The organism is Cellulophaga sp. 3_MG-2023 (assembly GCF_030546975.1).
Lineage (GTDB): Bacteria > Bacteroidota > Bacteroidia > Flavobacteriales > Flavobacteriaceae > Cellulophaga.
This window is the reverse complement of sequence record NZ_JAUOPS010000001.1, coordinates 779,140-800,245: the sequence shown is the minus strand read 5'-3', so window position 1 is coordinate 800,245 and position 21,106 is coordinate 779,140. Positions and strand designations below refer to the sequence as shown.

The following is a 21,106-nucleotide window of genomic DNA, read 5'->3' as shown; positions in this document are numbered from 1 at the left end:
GTTCGTGAGTCTAGATTTTTTGGGATAGCTCACAAGATTTTTATTGTTTTTAAAGGAGTTCGTGAATCTATATTGTGATTTGCCTAATGGCAATCTCAATCTGCGATTTCGTTTTTTTATCAATGAAAAAAATGAACAAAAGCCTGTTTTAAGGCAATGCCTCTTTTACAAACATTATTCAATAACACTAGCCAAATAACTAGCATCTTTTTGCACACCACCTAAAGTAGCAGAACCACGCGTATACATCCACGGCAAGCCAATAAAGTACAAGCCTTTAATATTACTAACACCACGTTTGTTTTTTGGGTAATTATCAGCATCTAATTCCAAACCTTCAATCCAGTTAAAATTAGGACGGTAACCCGTTGCCCAAATAATATTTTTAATGGTAGAAACCTTCTTTTTCTCAAAAAATAACATTTCGTTTAAAGCATCATTAGTTCTACCTACAGGAATAACGTTTTCTCTAGCTAAAATTTCTTTTACATTAGTACCAATTACAGGTTGTTTGGCAGCATTTATACGCTTACCTAGCCAACTATATTTGGTAAAACTTAAAAAACCAGTAACTGTAAACCACCACCAAATGGTTTTACCTAAAAATTGTTGCGGAATAGATTTTACAGTAATATCACCAGAAAAATAAACAGTTCTAGAACCATCTTTAGAGAGCTCGTTTAAAATTTGGTAACCAGAATCTCCTGCACCAACAACCAAAGCATCTCCGTTTTGTAATTGTTCTGGTGTTTTGTAGTAGTTGCTATGCATTTGTAATATGCTGTCTGCAAGCTTAGTATGGCAGGGAGGAGTGTAAGGTATATGAAAAGGTCCAGTAGCAATAATAACATTTTTAGCTCTAATTTCTCCGTCTTTATGCGTAATAAAAAAACCTTTGTTGGTTTTACGTACTGCAGTAACTAGAGTATTTAATTGTACCGGAATATTATACTCTTGCACATAAGTTTTAAAGTAATTAGCAACTTCAAACTTAGAAGGGTAGTGGCCCTTAGGCGCATCAAATTTTAAACCAGGCAAATTATTGTAGGCTGTACAGGTAAAAAGCTTTAGAGAATCCCATCTGTTTAGCCAAGATGCACCAATTTGGTCTTCGCCATCTACAACTAAGAAATTCTTATTCATTTTTTTTAAATGATACGCCATAGCTAATCCTGCTTGTGCACCACCAATAACCACATAATCTAACATTAAATTGCGTTGTTTAATTTGTACAAAAGTAGCAACATTTGCAAGACCAACAAGGAAGTGCGTAGTAAAGCTTAAAACAATTACTTGTGAACAAATAGTATAGCATAAGAAATTAAAATTATAACTATCTATAAAATAAAATATGTCTAAAATTAAACCGTTAATTAAAAAAGTAGCACGAAAATACTTTTTGTGCTTACGTTTATAGGTTCGCTATTTTAAACTGTAGACTTTAAATGTAATTTTAGCTTATAAATTATTAGATAATTAATTAGTAAACGTATGGGTTGGGATATAAGTTATCATCCAATTAATGAAAAGCAAATAAACAGTTGGTATTTTGATGTATTAGATAACCAAAACTTAATAAATACACTTGCAGAAGAACATAGTCTAGATGATTTTTACAAGGATAAATATATAGATGTTATAAAAGTTGCATTAGAAACGAGTAAAGAAGATAGTTTTGATATGACACACGGCTATTATGTAGCTGTTGTACAGGGTTTCTTTAATAAATATTTTTACACTAGAGGAGCAGCTTTATCTTTTTTAGAACAACCATTTTTTGAAAAATACTATAAAAAATGGGATCAAATAATAGATCAAGACAAATACTCAAACAACATAAGCAATAGTATAAGTACTAATTATAGTTCTGGTGTTTATATACCAGCTAATATGGTTGTTCAGTTGTTACAGGATTATGATACAAACGCAGAAGTTAAAAGTGAACTAGATAATTTATTTTCATATGATAGAATTATAGTTTTTTTAAAGGCTTTAAATTATGCAAAAGAACACAATTTAGGACTTTTAGAAGCAACGGAAGTTGTAGAGCCTAACCCTATGGATTTAAATAAATCGGCTTGTTATTCTAATCTGTTTAACTGTGATCTAGAAGGTGCGTTGCTATACCAACAAGCAGCACTAGAACAACTTGCAGAAATAGAAAAAAAGGAAGGTTTGCCAGAGGGTCATATCTCATCTAAGGCAGAGTATGAGGTTACTAATATAAACCCAACAGAGGTAATTAACCCAAAAGAAGAAAAAGTAAAAAAGAGTTTTTGGAAGCGATTATTAGGTAAGTAGCCAATTGTAAGATTAATTAAAATTAAATAACCATATCAATAAAAATTATGTTAGAAAGATTATTATTAAAACATTTAACTAAAAAAGGAAAAATAGGATATTTTGTAGGTATAGTGGTATTATTTGTCTTGTTGGCAGTTTACCTTTTTGGAATAGAAGATTACAGTATGGATCGTGGGCGTAACCCATTTTTTATAGGAATGATTATCATAAACCTATCTTGGGCAGGTGTTTCTTATGCTTTATGGAAAAAACCTAAAGAAGAAGAGAGTACAACTACTAAAGAAGAAATACAAAAGAGATAATAATGACTGAAAATCAAGAATTCATATTTGAATCCATTTTTAATCAAGTTAGAGCTGGTTTTACTCCTATTTCTGAAATAAAAGAAAATATATTAGAAGAAATTGAAGACAATGAATTTGATGATGAAATTTCTGAAAAATGGGCTATTGACACTATTGAAAAAGAGTATAATAAATTAGTTTTAGAAAGTAAAAATTGGAAAAATCCTACAGACACAGAGCGGCTAATTGAAGCTTTTGATGAATTATGTAGTCAAAATATCATAGCATTGCACAATGCTGGTTATACCACTAGTGATGGCGAATATGAAGTTGTACACGTAGAAAGGAGTTTACTTAAAAAGCAAACATCTTCAGATGGGTATTGTTTTTATCATGAACAAGATCTATCAAGAGCACTTAGTACTGAAAATCCAAGTCTATATATTGCTTTTCAAAAAGTAAATAACTCAGACAACAACGTAACTTTAGAAGTAGGTAAAAAAATAGTAAAAGTTTTAACCAATAAAGGGTTTAACGTAAAGTGGGATAATGATGTTAACACAAAAATTTTAATTCAAGATTTTAAATGGCAGCATATTTACAAGGAAAACGGTAGAGATTTGTTAGATTTTGATAAAGTAGCCGAATTAATTTCAGAAAACAAAGGAATAACAATTGAAGCTAAAAGCATAGCAGATTTTTATTTAGAAACTGATGTAATAGATAATAATAACCCTACTTTAACAGATGTTTTAAATGCAATAGAAGATATGAAATACAAAGAGGAAGATCCTTCTTTTATTGTATTAGATTTTACTAAAAAAATAGCAAATATTTTATATATACAAGCCGTAATCAATAAGGATTCATCTTATGATATAGAATTGAGAACGGGTAACGCAGAAAATTTTAACCATTATAGATATATCACAAAAGATAAAAATGAATTGCTTGCCTATTTTACAAAAATGTACAATAAAATACCTGTAGATTATAGTAGTTGGCTAAATGTAACAGAAGAGTTTACAGCATAAAATATATTTTATATAAAGTAACTATAAACCTCAAAACAACGTGTTTTGAGGTTTTTTTATTCCAGAACTAGTAGTAAGGAGTAGACAATTTTTCTATATTTATGAGCTAAACAACCACAAAAGCATTAATCAATACTAATGAGTTTATACTCTTTATACCCTAAGTTAAAATTAACACACCAAGATTATCTGGACTATAACACCTATTTTGTTAAACATACTAGTGACAGGGTTTCAAAAAACGACATTGAGTCTAGGTTGCGTTTTATAGCAGATAGTTACAACAAAAAACACGCTTTGCTAAGTGATGAAGCTATTTTGGTAATAAATAAAAGAGTAAAGAAAAAACTAAAATCAGAAAAACGCATTTTTTTATCATTTGCCTTTGCTGCTATGGTATTGTTGTATTTTGGAATTAAATATTTAAAACCAGTTATAGGAGTAAGTGTTTATTACAATGTACCTGTGGTTGGTAATAATCCTTGGGAAATTATTCTTGTTGTACTTATATTTTTATGCGCTTGGTGGTACGAGAAAAAGAATTATAAAAACAAACTTATAAGTGGCGTAAAAAACCAAATTATAGCAAGTGTAGAGACGTATATTGCTTCATCAGAATACCGTAAACAGCAACACAGTAAAAAACAACAGCATAAAGTAACTAAAAGTCGTAGATGGTAATTGGTTACACTATCTACTAAAAATACCCTGTGGTAATAACTTTTAATTTATCTATTAAGTAAGAAAATCAGTGTTAAGGTTTAGTATTTTTATTTTGTAGTTTTATTAGATTGCTTAATTTTCTCCCATTTCTGCTTGGGTAATATTGGTAAACGTTGGTAAACCTTCTGTAATACTACCAGCACCTTTTTTGTTTATTTTAAAAGTAACATCTTTTGTAGTTGTAAAAAGTAATACCGAAAAAAATGAAGTTCTTAAGTGCTTTTGTATTATTGGAAAAGCTTCTTCTAGTGTTAGTTTTTTTTCAATATCCTCGGTTTCTCTAGATCTGTAACGTAATTTAAGTAATACCATAAATCCGTCATCAGCATATACAGGACGCACAAAAATATTTTTTAAGTCTGGCTTACCAATAGTTTTAGCCATAGTTAATTTTGCAAAACGGTTTTCTTCAACACTCTCTTTTACTTGTTCCCAAAACTGAACAAAAACATCATTATACGGCATAAATTACAGCTAAAATTATAAGTTATTTAGGGTGTCAAAAGTACTACATATAATTCAATTCATAAATCTCAAATCATTATTAATAGCAGAATAATTTACAGACTTCTTTTTGTTTCACAAATGATTTAAGTCATATTATAAACAAATTTGCATACCTACTTTTACTACAAAATAAATTAGTATGAGCATTTTTAGAAACAGACCACAAGACAACTACATTAATGAGGCTAACTGGCAAGAGCTTTACACTTTAACAGAACATTGGAAGTCAGACCTATTATTTTATAAAGACGATTTAAGATTTTTACATCAACTAATTAAAAAATATTTAGTGTGGATTTCTAAAAAAGAGAATTTAGATTTAGTTAAAGAAATTGAAGTTAGTTTGTTAGAAGTAGACCATCAATGTACCTCATTATTGGAGCGTACCACAAAGCATTTACATCATTTAACAGAGCTTATAGAAAACCCTTTTGCTTATGACTCTCATAAATTTAGAACAGAACACGGAGTTTTAGAGGACGATTTATCAAAATTTGTAAAAGACTTTAGAAAAAACAGAAAAGAAGTTTTTAGCATTACAGAATACATTATAGATGGTGAGCAATTGGTAAGGCAGTACACAGATTTGGCAGACTAATTAGTAATTTAAAAGTAACAAGCTATGAAAAGTGTAGATGACATTTTAAAAGAAATTACAGATATAACTACAGAGATAGAGACCAATTACCCAGAGCTTTATCGTAATTTAAATGAAAACCCTATTACGCTTAAAGAAAATCATAGTTCGCATTTAAACAAAAAAGCGCTTCAAGATTATTTAGAGCGTTTAAAGCAACTATTAAAACATCATACCTAACAAATATGGTATAACCAATAAAGACAAAAATATGGGAGAAATAGCTACGTCTAATAGGCAAATTACATTGTATTATAGTTCTGAGTCTATTAGGGCAAAACAAACCTTAGCTTATGCAAAAACAGAAGGTTTTATAGTGCAAGAAGTAGACATTTTAAAAGAAAAACTTACTGGCATACAAATTATAGAGCTGGCAGATAGGTTACACATAACGGTTGCAGAATTGGTAAACCAGCAGCATCCAAAGTACAAGAAAAATTTTGAGCCTCATAACTTTTCTACCAACGATTGGATAAAGATGATACAACACAACCCTACTATAATGAAGCAGCCCATTGCTTTAAGAGGAGATATTACCATTTTAATAGAGACACCTACAGACATTCTTAAAATTTAACGCATTTTTAAATGAATTTGTATGATATAAGTCATTTTATATCTGGTATTTAGAGGTTACATTAGAGTGTAATTAAAAAACGCTCTACAATGAAAAAAATAGTTATTCCCACAGATTTTTCAGAAACAGCTATGAATGCCATAATGTATGCCATACATTTATTTAAGCATGATATTAGCCAAATAACAATAATACACGCCTTTGCAGACGAAGTATATAAAAACACAACCACGTTAGATAGAGAAGATTTTGAGGAGTACAAAAATGCCTATCAACAAAAAATAGAAACAGCATTACAAAAAGAAGTTGCAGATATATTAGAAGCATCTCCTAACCCAAAACACAAATACACTTATGTCTCTTGCTTTGGTAGCTTGGTAGATGAAATAAACCAAATTGTAGAACAACAAAATGCAGACTTGGTTGTAATGGGCACAAAGGGCAAAACAAACAACCGCAATATAACTTTTGGTAGCAATACATTGCAAGTTATAAAATATGTAGAATGTCCGGTTTTAGCAGTACCGGTAGCATACCACAGAGAGTATCCTAAAAACATACTTTTTCCTACAGATTATATGCTGGCGTATAAACGCAGAGAGTTAAAGTTGCTAAGTACCTTGGCAAAAAACTACAGTGCAACGGTAAACTTCTTGTATGTGTCAGATTTTAAACCATCATCACACAGGCAGTTAGACAATAAAATGTTTTTAGACGCCACATTTAAAGACAATACCTGTACCAATTTAAAAACCTCTGGTACAGATATAACAGCAAGCATAAATAACACCATAGCAGCAGAAAAAATAGATATGTTAGTAATGGTAAACCGCAGACACTCATACCTAGAAAACATACTTTACAGTTCTACTATAGAAGAAATAGGGTTGCAAATTAAAATACCATTTTTGGTATTACAAAACCTTAGTCGTTAGTAGTTTATAACTAGTAATTATAAAAATAGGTTTGTTTTTTTATAGGTTGATGTGTTTAAGGCTTAAAAACAGTAAACACGTATACCACAGTGTTTTACAGCACCACGAATTTGAAATTTTAACCATTTAAAAACCAGTTGTTATGAAAAAAAAGATACTATTACCTACAGATTTTTCGGCAAATTCTAATAACGCAATACACTATGCAATTCAGCTTTATAAAGAAGAGCAATGCGAGTTTTTTATACTACATTCTTGCTACGTACCAGGTTATGCCAAAAGCAACCTTTTAAGTTTAGATAATGTAGACCAAACTTTAGCGGCAGCAAAAGAAGCAGCAGCAGTAAAAATGGAAGAATTAAAAAAACAACCTCCGTTTAGCGTTACAAACACCAACCATACTTTTAAGTATCTTATAAAAATTGGCGACCTCACAGACAACATAAAAGAGACCATAAAAAGCAATAATATTGCATTGGTAGTAATGGGTACAAGAGGAGAAACAGATAGCAAACACCTAATTTTAGGTAGTAATGCCGTAGTAACTATGGAAAAAGTTAGGGCTTGCCCAGTACTAGCCATTCCGGGGCATATTGCATACAAAGCACCATCAGAAATTGTATTTCCTACCAGTTTTAAAACAACATATACTAAGGCAGAGTTGGCAACTTTGGTAGAAATTGCAAGCCTAACCAATGCACCAATACGCGTATTATATATACAGAAAAACTTAGATTTTAGTAATAAACAAATAGAAAACAAAGCACTATTAAATACAATACTAAAACCAACAACATTTACACACCATAAATTATACAGCCAAAACCTACACAATGGCGTACGGTCTTTTGTGCAAAGTAGAGATAGCGGTTTAATAGCCTTTGTAAATAAAAAACACAATTTTTTTGGTAGTATATTTTCTAATCCTATGGTAAAAGACCTAGGTAACAACACCAATGTGCCCATACTAGCATTGCATAATTTAATAAACTAAAGCAACCCCATATATTTAGTTTAAAAGCCCTTTTTGGGCTTTTTTGTGTTTAATAGCCAAGTATATCCTTAATTTGGGTTTTTATTGCCTAAATTGTGTACAACACACAAACACTAAGTATACCCGGTACAATTATAAAGCACAATTATGAAAATAAACCTATTATCCTGTGATGCTCAAAGACCAGACAAAAGAGCTATAGCCAAATGCATAACAGAAATTTCTGCAACAGATAACTCCTTAGCCAATGAGCTAACAGAAATACTTTTAGAAGGCGATGCTGTAGACATAGAAATAGAAGATAAAAATACAGGCTCTGCCCTAAGAGCATTGCGTAAATTAGATATAGATTACGAAATTGTAGAGTAATAAAAATATTAGACACTAAAAAAAGCCATTGCAAACCATTGTAATGGCTTTTTTTATGTTTTAAACTATGGTTTAGTAGTTTTTTATATGTAAAAATTACAATTAAGAGTTTAAGACTCCCAACTATAAAGTATTTGTACCCATTTATACATTAGTAGTCTTGTTTTACATAAAATAGAATTACATTACTTACCTAAAATTATAATGTATCTGCGTTTGTAATTACAGTTGTTATTAATTTGAATATCGGTAGTTAATATGGCGTAACGTAGATTTACTTTTTTTTGAGAGCATTACGGAAAAGCGTAAAAAAAGTATATTGTTTTTTAGGATATTTACGAATTATAACAAAACGTTTATATCTTTTAATTATTAAAATTAGATAGAAAGATTTTTTCTATTGTAGAATACAAACTGAAAAATACATGTCAGAAATCAGAATTAATGCCATATCAGTAGAAAATTATCGCTCATTTAAAGATAGACAAAACTTTGTGTTTCCAGATGCTACTTATAAAAAGCCAGTTGCTATTGTTGGTTATAATAATTGTGGTAAAACAAATTTGTTGAACGCTATTTTATATGGTTTGCAAGTTAATTTTGTTTCAAAGGATACGTTTTCGCAAGATGATTTCCATAATAGAGATATGGATAATGTGCCTTTTATACTTCTAAATGCAACCAGTACTAGAGAACAAAAGTTTGATGGTGAAAAGTTTGCAAGTTTAACGGGTTATCATCGTTTAAAAATGTTTGTTGATGGAGAGGAAATTGAAGGTAGTAAAATTGAATCCTTAAATGGATTGGCACAAATTCAAGGTTATGATGGCGCACCAAAGGACGATATAAATTATGATGCATTTGGAGCAACTAGATACTTCAATATCTTCTATATCAATTTCCATAAAATTAAAGAAGAAATAAATACCAATAAAACAAGTTGGGGAAACTTAAGGTCTTTTTTAGCGAAACACATAAAAAAGATTGTAGATTCTGATGTCCCAATGAATGACAAAAAAGCCGAATTTGAAGAAGAAGTACAAGCCAGTACAGATAAGGTTTTAGAAGATTCAGAGTTAAATAGGTTTATAAGTCTTATTAAGAAAAATTATTCAAGCAATCTTCGTAACGATGATTGTTCAGTAAGTTTTGGTCTGCCTAATTATCACGATATTTTCTTAAAAATGTTGTTTAAGGTTGGTTTAAATGGTGATGTAGAAAATCAAGTGCCTATAAGTCATTTTGGTGATGGATATATATCAATGTTTGTAATGGCTGTGGTTCAGTCTATTTCAGAATTTAATGACAATGATAAATGCCTGTTTTTATTTGAAGAACCTGAAAGTTTTCTGCATGAAAATCATCAGGAATATTTTTATAAAACAGTCTTGTGTGGATTAGCAGAAAATGACCATCAAGTCATTTACACAACACATTCTGATAAAATGATAAACCCTTTTGATACCAAAGGATTAATTAGATTGGAGATTAATGAGAACAACCAAACGGTTAAAAAATATAACACCCTAGACGACTTTGATGTAATTACTGAAGATGAAGTGACAGGTGAACCTATTAATTACTCAAAGTACAATGAGTTTATTAAAACCATTGAACCTAATTTAAGCAAGATTTTATTTAGTAAAAAAGTCATTCTGGTTGAAGGACCAAATGATGTTTTAGTGTATAAATATGCTATAAAACAAAAGGTTTTAGAGTTTATAGCAGATAATGAAGCAATTCTAAATAAAGTAAGGCATGCAGATACTTTTATGAATTTTGAGAATATTGCAATTGTCTGCCATCACGGAAAAGCTACAGCAAACTATTTGATTGAATTATGCAAACACTTTAAAGTCGATTATTTTGTAATTAACGATTGGGATTTTGAAGCAGACGAATTATCTATTGATGATATTTCAAGCTTTTTAACGCTAGACTTATTAAAAGCTGATTCAATCTATACAGGAAGCGATAAAAAGGCAATGATTACTACTAACTATAATTTAATAAAAGATGCAGGTATTGATAAGATTCATTTTAACGTTAAGAAATTAGAAAGCGTGATTGGTTATGATTCTAATGACAAAAGTAGTCTTGCAATTTGGGAGTTGTTAAATTCAGATAGATTTATTTTTCATGAAAATTTGTTCCCAGAAAGCCTTGAAGTCTTTTTAGGGTTAAAAGATAATGTTCAAGAAGAATTAGTAGAAGATGATAATGATTTACCTTTTTAATATATAAATAATTTATTAACGCACAAATAAAATAATCAAATTGAAAAAAAATTACTTACTTCTACTATTACTTACATTTTCTATTCAATTACAAGCAGAAACAACACCAATTAATGTTGTGGATTTAAATTTTAGAATTCAACCAATGTCTATTCATCAACTTGCTTATGGGTTTGCAGAAGGAGATAAAGTAATAATTAATTATTCTGAAGAGAGAGGCAAAAAGCTAAAAAACTTTACAGTTTTTGAATATAATGGATCTAGTATCTTTTCTGATTTTAATTTAGTTTCTATTAATAATAAAGAAATTACAATAAAAAGGACAGGTATATACATATTCAAGTTTGAGAGTACATCCTTGGCAAGACGTATTTGTAAATTAAAAATTGATAGGATACCAATTTCTAAAGACCTAATATCATTTAATACAACGGTAAAAGAGCGTACTGTTCTAGATACAACGTATACAGTAAAGAAAGAAAGTTATGTTAAAAGTGAAGAGTATAAAGTAAAAGAAATTACAAAAAATCAGCATTTTTATGTGAATAGCGGTTCTAATGCAATGTTTAAAGGCGGTAAGTCTAGAGTTTCTTTACCTTTTGTATTACCAGCTAATACAGTTAAATGGTATTATTCGGTATCATCTTTTAGGGATAATAATGTTATAGAGAGTACTTCTGAACAAATAAATTTGGTTGCAGATTTAACTAGGTTAGTTGACAGTTCAGGAAGCTTAGAATTTGCTATAGACCAGATTTCAACTCCTCCTGGAGCAGATTATTGCGATATATATTTATTAAATTTTGATAATAATAGTCTCTTTTTAAACAAAAAAGCTTACCATCATATATTAATAGGGACAAGAGAGAATATTATAGCTGCAAATGTAGAAGTAAATAACAGTTTTTCAGAGCAAATGTATCTTGGTATTAAAAACCCGGACAATATGCATGGAATTAATGTTTTAGTAAGTATCGCTGCAATTATCTATAAACAAGAAACAGGAATTAGAGAAGTTAAAGTTCCCAATATATCACAAAGGAGAGTTTTGTATTTAGAGGATTAATGTTTTTAATCATACAAATGAGTAAATTCACAGAAGCAATATTAAAAAAGTTTTTATTGAATGTACTACTATTGCTTTTGGTTATTAATACAGCAAAAGTTTAATATTTTTGCAGTATGAATGATAATTTTGTGAATGAATACTTTGGTATAGGCATACAAAACGGTAAAACACCAGAAAATTTAGGCGTTTTATGGCGTACAGCACAAAACTTAGGGGCTAGTTTTATTTTTACCATAGGAAACAGGTATGCAAAACAAGCCTGTGATACACACAATGCGGTAAAATCTATACCGTATTACCATTACAATACGTTTAAGGATTTTAAAAATAACATTCCTGTAGGCACCAGAATAGTAGGAGTGGAGCTAGATGATACTGCGATAGATTTAGAAACCTTTGAGCATCCTAGACGCTGTGTGTACTTACTAGGAGCAGAAGATCACGGTTTAAGCAAAGAAGCCATAGAGGAGTCGCACTTTTTAGTAAAATTTAAGTCTACCTTAAGTTTAAATGTAGCAGTTGCGGGCAGTATTGTACTTTATGACAGACAACTTGATAAGCCAAGAAGTTAATTTGTAATTTTTTTTAGGGTCTAATTTTTTAAGAAACAAAGAGTTATCTAATATGCCAATAAAAATTACAGAAAAAAGCACAAAATAGTTTTATAGAATAAAAAAAGGTTCTTATATTTGCACCCGCAATAAGGGAATAACCTTATGAGACACTTGGAGAAATGGCAGAGTGGTCGAATGCGGTAGTCTTGAAAACTATTGAGGGTCACACCTCCGGGGGTTCGAATCCCTCTTTCTCCGCAAACAAGCGCAAAGCTTGAAAACAAAAAACCGCAGAGTTTACTCTAGCGGTTTTTTTGATTTTAAGATATAGGCATTTGCAAAATGCCGTAAGAGGGATAGTATTTTTTTAATATTATTTACTAAGCTCTATTAGTTCCCATTCGCCATTACTCTCTTTAGTTAGGTAAACATCTACATTAATATCTTTATCATTGCCAATTACTTTTATTCCTAGTAGAGCCTCACCATAGCCGTTAGTCATATTAATGCTCCCTGTTGGCATCATACCATAGTCTTTTATGCCTCCGGTTTCAGATTGTATTTCTTCATTTTTTTCAATTTCAATAATAGCAACCTTATAAGCGTCAGAGTTTTTCATTACAGAGCCAACAAAGAAAAATATAAATATAAAAAAGGTAAATCCTGTTGCTACTAATGCTATTATTCTTGGTAGTTTTGATGGTTTGTTAGGGTTTTTAACTACAATTGCTTTTGCTGTTTTATCTCCTAATCTTTTTTTATTTTGATTGGTAGCAAGAACTATAAATTCTACTGGCCAAATAACTAAAAATAAGTTTCTAGTTAATAACCTTCCAAAAGAAGGAACCTCAGAGGGGTTATTTTCATCACGAACCATAATTCCCATGATCCATTTACCAGGACTAATACCTTTTATAGTATCTTTTGAAAAGTAAATTAATAAACCAATAACCATAGATGGTAGCATCTTAAACAAAATGTTACTAAAATTGGTTTCGTTTATAAAATCCGACCCAAGTGATAAAAAAACAATACTTACAATTAAAAATGTGAATAAACAGTGATCAATAGCAAATGCAACTATTCTTCTTTTTCTGCTAGATAAATTATACGTGTTTTCTAAATTTTGATTCATCGGTTGGTGGCTATTATTTATGATTGGGTATGCTAGTAAATGTATAAACTATTTAAAACTAAAAAAAGAGATAATGACAATTACCTCTTTTTTTTAGAATTATAAGTTATGTTTTGTGTTTATGTATGGCACTGCTCGCACTTACCTTGTAAAAGTACTTGTGAAACATCTACAACCCTGTTAGGTATTTTAGGTATTACAACATCTGCAGGCAGGCAATCTACCTTACCACAGTTAGAACATTGAAAATGTGGGTGCGCATCTGAATGATTGCTAGATGAACATCCATTACATTTTGCGTACCATTTATGACCGTTTTTGCCTAAAAATGAATGTAAATAACCATCATCTTCAAACTTATCTAAAACACGATAAATAGTAGTTTTATTCATTTGAGCACTAAAACGCTCAATTAAAGTAGTTACAGAAATTGCAGCTGAACTTTTATCAAATTCATCGTGTAATATTTTAACCGACTTTGTTTTTCTTACAATACCCATAGTACAAAAATAATGCAACTGGAATGCAAAAAAAAAGAATCTGCTTAGTTTTAACTTAATTAACACCTAGCATTGTACTACTTAACGGTAAAATTAATCTACTATTTTTATGTCTATAGAGGTTCTAGATTGCCAACCTGTTTGGTCTGTTACAGAGTAAGCACAGTGGTAATCACCCGTATCAATATCGTCCGGAATTGTTAAGCTCACGTTTATTTCATAACTGGTAGAACCTTCAGGAACCGTAAAGTTTTCCATATAAATAAAAGGGTTTACGGGATCTTTAATAGGATCTAAATTGCATTCTCCCTCTTGGTCATCATGGGTATGATGATCAAAATTATTATGAATATCTAAACTATAAGAAGCCAAAGCTTTGTTGTCTGTAACCTGAGCTCTAAAACTATAGGTTTCTCCTTTTACTAATTGCACACACGGTTGCGGAAAACCTTGAGTGTAATTAATACTAATTGTTGGTTTTTCTTCATCTTTATCACTACTATCATCACTAGAACAAGAAGAAATAATAGCTAATAATGGTAAAAAGAAGAAATATTTTAATTTAATTTTCATTTTTCAGAATTTTTAAAACCGCATAGAGAAAAACCCTCTATGCGGTATTTTTTATTATTCAGTTACATCAATATGTGTATCGTACTTTTTGGTGTTACCGTCTTCATCTTCAACAGTAAAAACCATATGATACTCGCCAGCAGGTGCAGTAGCAGGCACGTCTATATGCTCATGAAATTCAGCTTCAGTTTTTTCATGGTATTTTTCTAAGTATTCTTTTTCAAAATCCCATTCTTCTTCACCGTCTTTAAGAGTAAGACCGTGAGCGTGTATATCTACAGTAATATTATGTATGCCGTTTACAGCATTAATCATAAATTCTGCATGAAAATCCTTTCCTCTAGCAACGCTTGCATCTAAAGAGATATCACTTAAAGCAATAGGATCTTTAATATCTATATGACCTTCTACTTCAGTGCTATTTCCTTCTTCATCTGTAACAACTAACTCTATGTGGTACTCACCAGCAGGTACATTAGATGGTACATCTATGTGCTCATGAAATGTAGGATTAATTACTTGGTAGTTTGCACCAGTATATACTTTTTCAAAATCCCATTCTTCTTCACCTTCACCAACTTCTAAGTCGTGTGCATGAATGCTAATAGCAATACTTTTTACAGTAGCTTCTGCATTAATTTTTGCTTCTAAATGAATGTCAGAACTTCTATAAACGTACTGTTCTGTAGAATGGTCACCACCTTCGCCATACTCAAAATCTGTAATTAAAGGAGCATTTAAAGCATTAGAATCATCATCACTACTACATGATTGTAAAAAGAGTCCTAGAAAAGCAACGATTGCTAAAAATTTAAAATTTGCCTTTTTAATGTTTGTTTTCATTTTTTTTAATTTTAATTGTTGTTTGTATTTATTTAAATGGAATTGTTAATGACACCGAAATGTTTCTACCAGCTTCAGGAACATCTATCAGCCTATAAAAACTAGTGTGATTGTAATATTTGGTATTGAATACGTTATTTAATTTTAATCTTAAATCTACTGGAGCACTGTTTTTAAAAATGTTCATTTTTGATGTAAACGACATATGCAGCACATTGTAACCGTCTGTAGTCTGCTCTGGAGGTACAATTTCTTCTTGTGCTGCAGTAATTCTATAATCTACAGAGATTAGAGGTCTTTTAAAAAATGAAAAATCTTTAAATTGATAAGAGGCAGAAAATAGACCAGATAATGGAGGTGAAAAAGGGAGTGTAAAATCTTTTTTTAACCCACTAGTTTGCCTAGAGTACACATATTCTGCAGATGCGCTTAGTGTTACATTTTTTATAACTGTGGTACTTGCATTAAATTCTCCGCCAAACCTAAAAACTTTGCTTTGTGTGTATTCGTAAATTTGTAATGTTTCAAAATAATTTGAGGTTGGATTTAAGTATATGTAGTTCTCAAATAAATTAATAAAAGGGCTAATGCCTAAACTAAATTGTTTTTTAGTATGATTTATATCTAAGTCTAGTTGATAAGCTACCTCTGGTTTTAAATCTAAATTTCCTTTCTCAAACCTATACATATGATAATTAACACCGTCTGATGCCAACTCGTTAGCTAGTGGCATCCTAAAGCTTTTACCAAGGTTTATTTTGTAAGTTGTATTGTTGTTAATGTAGCTAAGACCAACAGAAGCACTTAAGTTATTAAAGTTTAAACTTTTGTTTTTAGAGCGTTGTAAATATTCTTGGGAGTTAGAGCCATCATTGTTTTTTACAGTAGAAGGAAACCAATCATAATACGCTTTAGTGTCTATAATGCCATAGTCATAACGTGCACCAGCTAGTAGGTGTAAATTAGAATTAATTTTAAACTGATCATACCCAAAAGCACCAACAGTAAAACGATTATATTTAGGAATTAAAAATCCCCAACCACCAATAGTGTTGTTTTGCAGTTCCATATTTACACCCATTACCATATGGTGTTTGTTATGAATGTTAAATGCATCTCTGGCATTTAAAGTGTAGGTATTTTTAGTAAAAACACGTTCTTTAGTATTTGGTGGTTTAGGCATATACCCATGCGGAATAGGTTCTGAGTGTTCTTCTCTTTTGTTGTTCTGAAAACCTAAATCAAAATGTAAAATATGTTCACCTGTGTTTACAGTAGTGTTATTGCTAACCCTAAAATGATTTACCTTGTGGTAGGGTAAATCTATATCTCTGTTAGAGGTATCATAATCTATTTTAGATGTTCTAACCTCTAAACCATGCGCATTTGCAAAAAATCCGTTTTTGGCATTTACATTGCTAAATAGCGTTTCTGTTTTTATATTATCTGCAACGTAACCAATACTAACACTGGCATTGGCCTCTTTACCAGCAGTGTTTCTTAAATTATTTTTATGAAGTTCAAAAATGTAATTTTCATAATTAATTTTAGATGTAGGTACTTTATAGTCACCATAATCTCTAAATGTTAATCTTGTACGATAAAACCATTTTTCTTTTCTAGATGTTAAGCCTACAGATACACCAAGTAAGTCGTTATTACTTTCTCCAAGAATATTTAGCTCGCCATTAAAAGAGTTTTGTAATGGTATTTTATTTGGTTGAATATTAACAACGCCTGCAATAGCATCTGACCCAAAAAGTAATGAAGCCGGACCTTTAATAATTTGTATGTTTTCAATTCCTTGTTGGTCTATTTCAAGTCCGTGGTCGTTACCCCATTGTTGAGCCTCGTGTTTAATACCGTTTTGCACCACAGAAACTCTATTAAAACCAAGCCCTCTTATAACGGGTTTACTTTGTCCAGAACCAATATTTATAGTACTAACACCAGGTATTTTACTTAAAGTCTGCATAAGACTGTTTTCTCTATTTTTATCTAGAAATTCTTTGCTAACTATATGTGTAACTATTGGAGATTCTTTTGCTTTTCTACGTTTAGTTTTTCCTGTAACTGCTACTTCATTTAAAACGGTAGAAGACTCTTTTAAAAGTACTTTAATGTGTTTGTTAGCATTATTTTTTAAATTAATAGTAACAGTTTCTGAAGCATAACCTACGTGAGATATAGTAATAGAACTAGTTTGTTTTTTGTTGTTTTTAATAATAAACTCTCCTGTAGAAGAAGAAACGGCAAATAAATTATTACCCGTAATATTAGCACCTTCTATAGGTTTTAAGGTATTGGCATCTAGCACAGATCCTTTTATCTTAAAAGAATTTTGCGCTGTTGCAGTAGAGCACATACTAATAAATAAGCATATACTCAGCATTTTATAAAGCATAATTAGCTGTTATGTATTGTTATAATGTTATTTAACTAATAAATATGTCTATAGTTTTATGTGTAGTTTAACATTCATAAGGTTAGCGTTGTAACAAAGCAAACTAGCTCAATTACAAAATAATCACACAACTATAAAAGACAATTAGCAGTAAGGCGGAGGAGGTCTACAAAATAACTGAACACTACTATCTGGGTTAGAAAAGTAAACATTGTAACCTTTAGTAATTTTTTGTGCTAAAATAGGTTTTAGCTTACAAACTTCTGTAAAAGTAAAGTTTACAGAAAGGATGGGAGTATTGTTTTGTACAGTTATAAAGTCGCAAATAGCACAGTCTGTATGCTCATCATGATTGTCTAAGTGAGTTATAGAGTGTAGTCCTGCTATTTTCATTGTAAAGAAAAGGGCAAGTAACAAATATGTAATGCTATTTTTAAACTGATGTAATTTCATAAATTACTACAAACAATACTTTTATATTACAACTATGTTGCGTTAACTGAGTGCAAATATATTATTATTTTATTTTAATGCAACTAAAGCGCAATAATAAAAATTTTAAAAAGTATGGAGCAAAAACTAAGTAGCATATTTCTAATATATTAAGTGTTTATAGTACTTTTTGAAGAATAGATATAAAAGTATTATTGGCTGTAATAATGTGTTTTTTGATCAGTTTTACGGTTAAAAATCACTAATAATCCAAAAGTTATATAAAAACACTATAAAACCGTATTTTTGCACGCTATGGAAGAATGGTATCATTACCTACTATTAATTGTAGTTGGTTTTGCAGTAGGATTTATTAATACAGTTGCAGGTGGAGGATCCTTAATTTCATTGGCAGTATTAATATTTTTTGGTGTGCCACCTAGTATAGCAAATGGTACCAATAGGGTTGCAGTAGCTATACAGTCTGTCTTAGGTGTTGCAGGTTTTAAAAGTAAAGGTGTAAGTACTTTTCCGTTTAATATTTACTTAGGTATATCTGCAATGTTGGGTTCTATAGTTGGCGCAAATATAGCTGTAGAGGTAAGCGGTGAAACTTTTAATAGAATTTTAGCTGTAGTAATGATGGTTGTATTGCTCATCATTATTTTTAAACCAAAATTAAAAACCGAAGATATACACGAGCGTATTACAGGTAAATACTTGTGGATTGGAGTAATAGCCTTTTTCTTTTTTGGTATTTATGGCGGTTTTATTAATGCAGGTTTAGGTTTTATAGTTATTCTGTTTTTACATTATGCCAACCGTATGACCTTAGTACGTGCCAACGCAACAAAAGTAGCGGTAGTTTTAATCTATACTTTAGCGGCGCTTGCGGTTTTTATATATTATGATAAAATAATTTGGGAAATAGGTCTTGTTTTGGCAATAGGTAATGGTTCTGGTGCTTGGGTAGCAAGTAGAGTTTCTGTAGCTAGGGGAGACGGATTTATAAAAAAGTTTTTAATGCTAATGATTGTTGTTATGGCTGTTAAACTTTGGTTTTTTTAATACAATTGATGAAAATGGAGATTATTAAAAAGTTAGAATGGCGTTACGCTGTTAAAAAGTTTAATGAAGATATTGTACTATCAGATGCAAAAATAGAAGCAATAAAAGAAGCTTTTAACTTAACAGCTACATCATATGGTTTACAACCTATAAAAATGGTTGTTGTTAAAAACAAAGCGTTACAGCAGCAGTTGGCAGCAAGTTCATACAAGCAACAGCAAGTATCGCAGGCGTCCCACGTATTGGTTTTATGTAGAGAAACTGAAATAAGCTCTGCTTATATAGCTAATTATTTTAAACGAGTACAACAAGTAAGAGGTACTAGTTCTGATATTTTAGATCCGTTTAAAGAACAATTAACAGCTAGTTTTAGTAAAAAAAATGAGCAAGAAATAGCACATTGGGCAATTAATCAGGCTTACCTTATTTTAGGAAACTTGTTAACTGTTTGTGCTGCGGTAGAAGTAGATGCTTGCCCAATGGAGGGCTTTGTACCTGCAGAATATGATACACTATTAGGATTAGATAAGCTAAATTTGGCTTCTGTGTTGGTTATGCCAATAGGTATAAGAGCAGATGACGATGTGTTTTCTACCTTTAAAAAAGTACGTAAAGAGACTGTAGAAAGTGTGATAGAAATAGCCTAAAATTACTAACTTTACAGTTCTATTGAAGCTATTTTATAATAGCGTTGTTAAGATTAAAAAATAAGAAAAATATACAATATGCCAGGATTTGAATTTTTTGGAGATAAGGAAAGAGCAGAAGTACAAAAGGTACTAGACTCAGGTGTTTTAATGCGTTATGGTTTTGACGGTATGCGTGGCGACCAATGGAAGGCATTAGAGCTAGAGGAAGCCTTAACTAAAAGAATGGAAGTAGGTTATGCACAATTGGTAAGTAGTGGTACTGCAGCTTTAACAGTTGCATTGGCTAGTGCAGGTATTGGTGCAGGAGACGAAGTAATTATGCCAACATTTACTTTTGTTGCTAGTTTTGAGTCTATTTTAGCATTAGGAGCTGTTCCTATTTTAGTTGATGTAGATAATACGTTAACCTTAGATCCAGAAGCGGTAGAAAAAGCAATTACACCAAAAACAAAGGTAGTTATGCCTGTGCATATGTGTGGTTCTATGGCTAATTTAAGTGCGTTAAAAGCTATATGTGACAAACATAATTTATTGTTATTAGAAGATGCTTGCCAAGCAATTGGAGGTACTTATGAAGGTAAACCTTTAGGTAGTTACGGAGATTTAGGATGTTTTTCTTTTGATTATGTAAAAACAATAACTTGTGGTGAAGGTGGTGCTGTAATTACTAACAATGAGCAGTATTATAAAAATGCAGACCATTACTCAGATCATGGTCATGATCACATAGGTAAAGATAGGGGAGCAGAAGATCACCCATTTTTAGGGTACAACTACAGAATTTCAGAATTACACGCAGCAGTAGGTGTAGCTCAGGTACAAAGATTAGATGAATTTATAGCAATACAGAAAAAAACGTATACTATTTTACGTAATGCATTGTCTACAATACCAGAAGTAACTTTTAGAGCTGTACCAGAAGGAGGAGAAGAAAATTACTCTTTCTTATCTATATTTTTACCAACAGAAGAATTAACTAAAAAAGCACATAAAGCTTTAGGTGAAAATAGTGTTGATGCTTGTTTTTACTGGTATGCAAATAATTGGCATTACTATAAAAAATGGGCTCACTTAACTAATTTAACATCTTTAGGTAAGCTACCTAATGAGGTTAAAGAGCAACTGCCAGATTATAGCAAGTCAGACTTTTCTAAATCTGACCAATGGATTAGTAGAACAATTTCTTGTCTAGTAAAATTAGGATGGACTGATGAGGAAGTAGAGCAAAGAGCTGCTAATATGGTTAAAGCAATAAAATCTGTATTATAATTTAGTAT

24 protein-coding genes and 1 tRNA gene are annotated in these 21,106 nt (G+C 30.9%); 17 read left to right on the top strand and 8 right to left on the bottom strand.

Going from position 1 to position 21,106, the window contains the following annotated elements; genetic code table 11:
- Window positions 1-174: 174 nt before the first annotated feature.
- A complete protein-coding gene (locus Q4487_RS03375; RefSeq protein ID WP_303541756.1) occupies window positions 175-1,209 on the bottom strand; it encodes an NAD(P)/FAD-dependent oxidoreductase in 1,035 nt (344 codons plus the stop codon).
- A gap of 282 nt (window positions 1,210-1,491) precedes the next feature.
- On the opposite strand from Q4487_RS03375, the gene Q4487_RS03370 reads away from it, so the two are divergent.
- The 4 genes from Q4487_RS03370 (at window position 1,492) to Q4487_RS03355 (ending at window position 4,303) form a co-directional block, all read left to right on the top strand.
- Window positions 1,492-2,301, top strand: a complete 810-nt coding sequence (locus Q4487_RS03370; protein ID WP_100895817.1) for a hypothetical protein — start codon at window positions 1,492-1,494, stop codon at window positions 2,299-2,301.
- Window positions 2,302-2,348: 47 nt separating this feature from the next.
- On the top strand, window positions 2,349-2,606 hold the full coding sequence (locus Q4487_RS03365) for a hypothetical protein (protein WP_303541758.1): 258 nt from the start codon (window positions 2,349-2,351) through the stop codon (window positions 2,604-2,606).
- 2 nt (window positions 2,607-2,608) lie between these two features.
- Entirely contained in the window at window positions 2,609-3,622 is a 1,014-nt protein-coding gene (locus Q4487_RS03360; RefSeq protein ID WP_303541760.1) for a hypothetical protein, read from the top strand.
- A gap of 138 nt (window positions 3,623-3,760) precedes the next feature.
- Complete coding sequence (locus Q4487_RS03355; protein WP_303541762.1) at window positions 3,761-4,303, top strand: hypothetical protein; 543 nt, start codon at window positions 3,761-3,763, stop codon at window positions 4,301-4,303.
- 114 nt (window positions 4,304-4,417) lie between these two features.
- Here Q4487_RS03355 and Q4487_RS03350 read toward each other — a convergent pair whose 3' ends face one another.
- Window positions 4,418-4,810 carry a hypothetical protein gene (locus Q4487_RS03350; protein ID WP_100895820.1) on the bottom strand — a complete coding sequence of 131 codons (393 nt, stop codon included), beginning with the start codon at window positions 4,808-4,810 and terminating at the stop codon, window positions 4,418-4,420.
- A gap of 181 nt (window positions 4,811-4,991) precedes the next feature.
- On the opposite strand from Q4487_RS03350, the gene Q4487_RS03345 reads away from it, so the two are divergent.
- The 10 genes from Q4487_RS03345 to Q4487_RS03300 all read left to right on the top strand — a co-directional run bounded on the left by Q4487_RS03345 (window position 4,992) and on the right by Q4487_RS03300 (window position 12,482).
- Entirely contained in the window at window positions 4,992-5,450 is a 459-nt protein-coding gene (locus tag Q4487_RS03345; protein ID WP_303541764.1) for a hypothetical protein, read from the top strand.
- 24 nt (window positions 5,451-5,474) lie between these two features.
- A complete protein-coding gene (locus Q4487_RS03340) occupies window positions 5,475-5,669 on the top strand; it encodes a hypothetical protein (protein ID WP_303541766.1) in 195 nt (64 codons plus the stop codon).
- 31 nt (window positions 5,670-5,700) lie between these two features.
- A complete protein-coding gene (locus Q4487_RS03335; RefSeq protein ID WP_303541768.1) occupies window positions 5,701-6,066 on the top strand; it encodes an arsenate reductase family protein in 366 nt (121 codons plus the stop codon).
- A gap of 89 nt (window positions 6,067-6,155) precedes the next feature.
- Window positions 6,156-7,001 carry a universal stress protein gene (locus tag Q4487_RS03330; protein ID WP_303541770.1) on the top strand — a complete coding sequence of 282 codons (846 nt, stop codon included), beginning with the start codon at window positions 6,156-6,158 and terminating at the stop codon, window positions 6,999-7,001.
- 142 nt (window positions 7,002-7,143) lie between these two features.
- A complete protein-coding gene (locus tag Q4487_RS03325; RefSeq protein WP_303541771.1) occupies window positions 7,144-7,995 on the top strand; it encodes a universal stress protein in 852 nt (283 codons plus the stop codon).
- Window positions 7,996-8,142: 147 nt separating this feature from the next.
- Window positions 8,143-8,364, top strand: coding sequence for a hypothetical protein (locus Q4487_RS03320; RefSeq protein ID WP_072302358.1), 222 nt, complete (start codon window positions 8,143-8,145; stop codon window positions 8,362-8,364).
- Window positions 8,365-8,789: 425 nt separating this feature from the next.
- Window positions 8,790-10,601 (top strand): ATP-dependent endonuclease, encoded by a 1,812-nt coding sequence (locus Q4487_RS03315; RefSeq protein WP_303541774.1) that lies wholly within the window; start codon window positions 8,790-8,792, stop codon window positions 10,599-10,601.
- A 40-nt stretch (window positions 10,602-10,641) separates the two neighbouring features.
- Window positions 10,642-11,667 (top strand): hypothetical protein, encoded by a 1,026-nt coding sequence (locus Q4487_RS03310; RefSeq protein ID WP_303541776.1) that lies wholly within the window; start codon window positions 10,642-10,644, stop codon window positions 11,665-11,667.
- 116 nt (window positions 11,668-11,783) lie between these two features.
- Entirely contained in the window at window positions 11,784-12,242 is a 459-nt protein-coding gene (locus Q4487_RS03305) for an RNA methyltransferase (protein WP_303541778.1), read from the top strand.
- Window positions 12,243-12,397: 155 nt separating this feature from the next.
- A tRNA-Ser gene (locus tag Q4487_RS03300) sits at window positions 12,398-12,482 on the top strand.
- A gap of 115 nt (window positions 12,483-12,597) precedes the next feature.
- Here the strand turns inward: Q4487_RS03300 and Q4487_RS03295 are convergent.
- The 6 genes from Q4487_RS03295 to Q4487_RS03270 all read right to left on the bottom strand — a co-directional run bounded on the left by Q4487_RS03295 (window position 12,598) and on the right by Q4487_RS03270 (window position 18,132).
- Window positions 12,598-13,359 carry an RDD family protein gene (locus tag Q4487_RS03295; RefSeq protein ID WP_303541780.1) on the bottom strand — a complete coding sequence of 254 codons (762 nt, stop codon included), beginning with the start codon at window positions 13,357-13,359 and terminating at the stop codon, window positions 12,598-12,600.
- Between the two features lie 119 nt (window positions 13,360-13,478).
- Entirely contained in the window at window positions 13,479-13,859 is a 381-nt protein-coding gene (locus Q4487_RS03290; RefSeq protein ID WP_100895830.1) for a Fur family transcriptional regulator, read from the bottom strand.
- Window positions 13,860-13,952: 93 nt separating this feature from the next.
- Window positions 13,953-14,432, bottom strand: coding sequence for a DUF4625 domain-containing protein (locus Q4487_RS03285; RefSeq protein WP_303541783.1), 480 nt, complete (start codon window positions 14,430-14,432; stop codon window positions 13,953-13,955).
- Window positions 14,433-14,486: 54 nt separating this feature from the next.
- A complete protein-coding gene (locus Q4487_RS03280; RefSeq protein WP_303541785.1) occupies window positions 14,487-15,275 on the bottom strand; it encodes a DUF4625 domain-containing protein in 789 nt (262 codons plus the stop codon).
- Between the two features lie 28 nt (window positions 15,276-15,303).
- Window positions 15,304-17,667: a TonB-dependent receptor gene (locus tag Q4487_RS03275; protein WP_303541787.1), complete on the bottom strand. Its 2,364-nt coding sequence runs from the start codon at window positions 17,665-17,667 to the stop codon at window positions 15,304-15,306.
- A gap of 156 nt (window positions 17,668-17,823) precedes the next feature.
- Window positions 17,824-18,132, bottom strand: coding sequence for a hypothetical protein (locus Q4487_RS03270; RefSeq protein WP_303541789.1), 309 nt, complete (start codon window positions 18,130-18,132; stop codon window positions 17,824-17,826).
- Between the two features lie 294 nt (window positions 18,133-18,426).
- Between Q4487_RS03270 and Q4487_RS03265 the strand changes: the two genes are divergently transcribed.
- The 3 genes from Q4487_RS03265 to Q4487_RS03255 all read left to right on the top strand — a co-directional run bounded on the left by Q4487_RS03265 (window position 18,427) and on the right by Q4487_RS03255 (window position 21,098).
- Complete coding sequence (locus tag Q4487_RS03265) at window positions 18,427-19,179, top strand: sulfite exporter TauE/SafE family protein (RefSeq protein WP_303541922.1); 753 nt, start codon at window positions 18,427-18,429, stop codon at window positions 19,177-19,179.
- Between the two features lie 14 nt (window positions 19,180-19,193).
- The gene (locus tag Q4487_RS03260; RefSeq protein ID WP_303541791.1) at window positions 19,194-19,826 is read left to right on the top strand and encodes a nitroreductase family protein; all 633 of its coding nucleotides are present in this window, start codon (window positions 19,194-19,196) and stop codon (window positions 19,824-19,826) included.
- A 78-nt stretch (window positions 19,827-19,904) separates the two neighbouring features.
- Complete coding sequence (locus tag Q4487_RS03255; protein WP_303541793.1) at window positions 19,905-21,098, top strand: DegT/DnrJ/EryC1/StrS aminotransferase family protein; 1,194 nt, start codon at window positions 19,905-19,907, stop codon at window positions 21,096-21,098.
- Window positions 21,099-21,106 lie beyond the last annotated feature (8 nt).

What these genes read in the sequence shown, in the direction of transcription:
- Q4487_RS03375 (WP_303541756.1), bottom strand. Translation starts at nt 1,209, where the DNA reads ATGTTAGATTATGTGGTTATTGGTGGTGCACAAGCAGGATTAGCTATG.
- Q4487_RS03370 (WP_100895817.1), top strand. Translation starts at nt 1,492, where the DNA reads ATGGGTTGGGATATAAGTTATCATCCAATTAATGAAAAGCAAATAAAC.
- Q4487_RS03365 (WP_303541758.1), top strand. Translation starts at nt 2,349, where the DNA reads ATGTTAGAAAGATTATTATTAAAACATTTAACTAAAAAAGGAAAAATA.
- Q4487_RS03360 (WP_303541760.1), top strand. Translation starts at nt 2,609, where the DNA reads ATGACTGAAAATCAAGAATTCATATTTGAATCCATTTTTAATCAAGTT.
- Q4487_RS03355 (WP_303541762.1), top strand. Translation starts at nt 3,761, where the DNA reads ATGAGTTTATACTCTTTATACCCTAAGTTAAAATTAACACACCAAGAT.
- Q4487_RS03350 (WP_100895820.1), bottom strand. Translation starts at nt 4,810, where the DNA reads ATGCCGTATAATGATGTTTTTGTTCAGTTTTGGGAACAAGTAAAAGAG.
- Q4487_RS03345 (WP_303541764.1), top strand. Translation starts at nt 4,992, where the DNA reads ATGAGCATTTTTAGAAACAGACCACAAGACAACTACATTAATGAGGCT.
- Q4487_RS03340 (WP_303541766.1), top strand. Translation starts at nt 5,475, where the DNA reads ATGAAAAGTGTAGATGACATTTTAAAAGAAATTACAGATATAACTACA.
- Q4487_RS03335 (WP_303541768.1), top strand. Translation starts at nt 5,701, where the DNA reads ATGGGAGAAATAGCTACGTCTAATAGGCAAATTACATTGTATTATAGT.
- Q4487_RS03330 (WP_303541770.1), top strand. Translation starts at nt 6,156, where the DNA reads ATGAAAAAAATAGTTATTCCCACAGATTTTTCAGAAACAGCTATGAAT.
- Q4487_RS03325 (WP_303541771.1), top strand. Translation starts at nt 7,144, where the DNA reads ATGAAAAAAAAGATACTATTACCTACAGATTTTTCGGCAAATTCTAAT.
- Q4487_RS03320 (WP_072302358.1), top strand. Translation starts at nt 8,143, where the DNA reads ATGAAAATAAACCTATTATCCTGTGATGCTCAAAGACCAGACAAAAGA.
- Q4487_RS03315 (WP_303541774.1), top strand. Translation starts at nt 8,790, where the DNA reads ATGTCAGAAATCAGAATTAATGCCATATCAGTAGAAAATTATCGCTCA.
- Q4487_RS03305 (WP_303541778.1), top strand. Translation starts at nt 11,784, where the DNA reads ATGAATGATAATTTTGTGAATGAATACTTTGGTATAGGCATACAAAAC.
- Q4487_RS03295 (WP_303541780.1), bottom strand. Translation starts at nt 13,359, where the DNA reads ATGAATCAAAATTTAGAAAACACGTATAATTTATCTAGCAGAAAAAGA.
- Q4487_RS03290 (WP_100895830.1), bottom strand. Translation starts at nt 13,859, where the DNA reads ATGGGTATTGTAAGAAAAACAAAGTCGGTTAAAATATTACACGATGAA.
- Q4487_RS03285 (WP_303541783.1), bottom strand. Translation starts at nt 14,432, where the DNA reads ATGAAAATTAAATTAAAATATTTCTTCTTTTTACCATTATTAGCTATT.
- Q4487_RS03280 (WP_303541785.1), bottom strand. Translation starts at nt 15,275, where the DNA reads ATGAAAACAAACATTAAAAAGGCAAATTTTAAATTTTTAGCAATCGTT.
- Q4487_RS03275 (WP_303541787.1), bottom strand. Translation starts at nt 17,667, where the DNA reads ATGCTGAGTATATGCTTATTTATTAGTATGTGCTCTACTGCAACAGCG.
- Q4487_RS03270 (WP_303541789.1), bottom strand. Translation starts at nt 18,132, where the DNA reads ATGAAATTACATCAGTTTAAAAATAGCATTACATATTTGTTACTTGCC.
- Q4487_RS03265 (WP_303541922.1), top strand. Translation starts at nt 18,427, where the DNA reads ATGGAAGAATGGTATCATTACCTACTATTAATTGTAGTTGGTTTTGCA.
- Q4487_RS03260 (WP_303541791.1), top strand. Translation starts at nt 19,194, where the DNA reads ATGGAGATTATTAAAAAGTTAGAATGGCGTTACGCTGTTAAAAAGTTT.
- Q4487_RS03255 (WP_303541793.1), top strand. Translation starts at nt 19,905, where the DNA reads ATGCCAGGATTTGAATTTTTTGGAGATAAGGAAAGAGCAGAAGTACAA.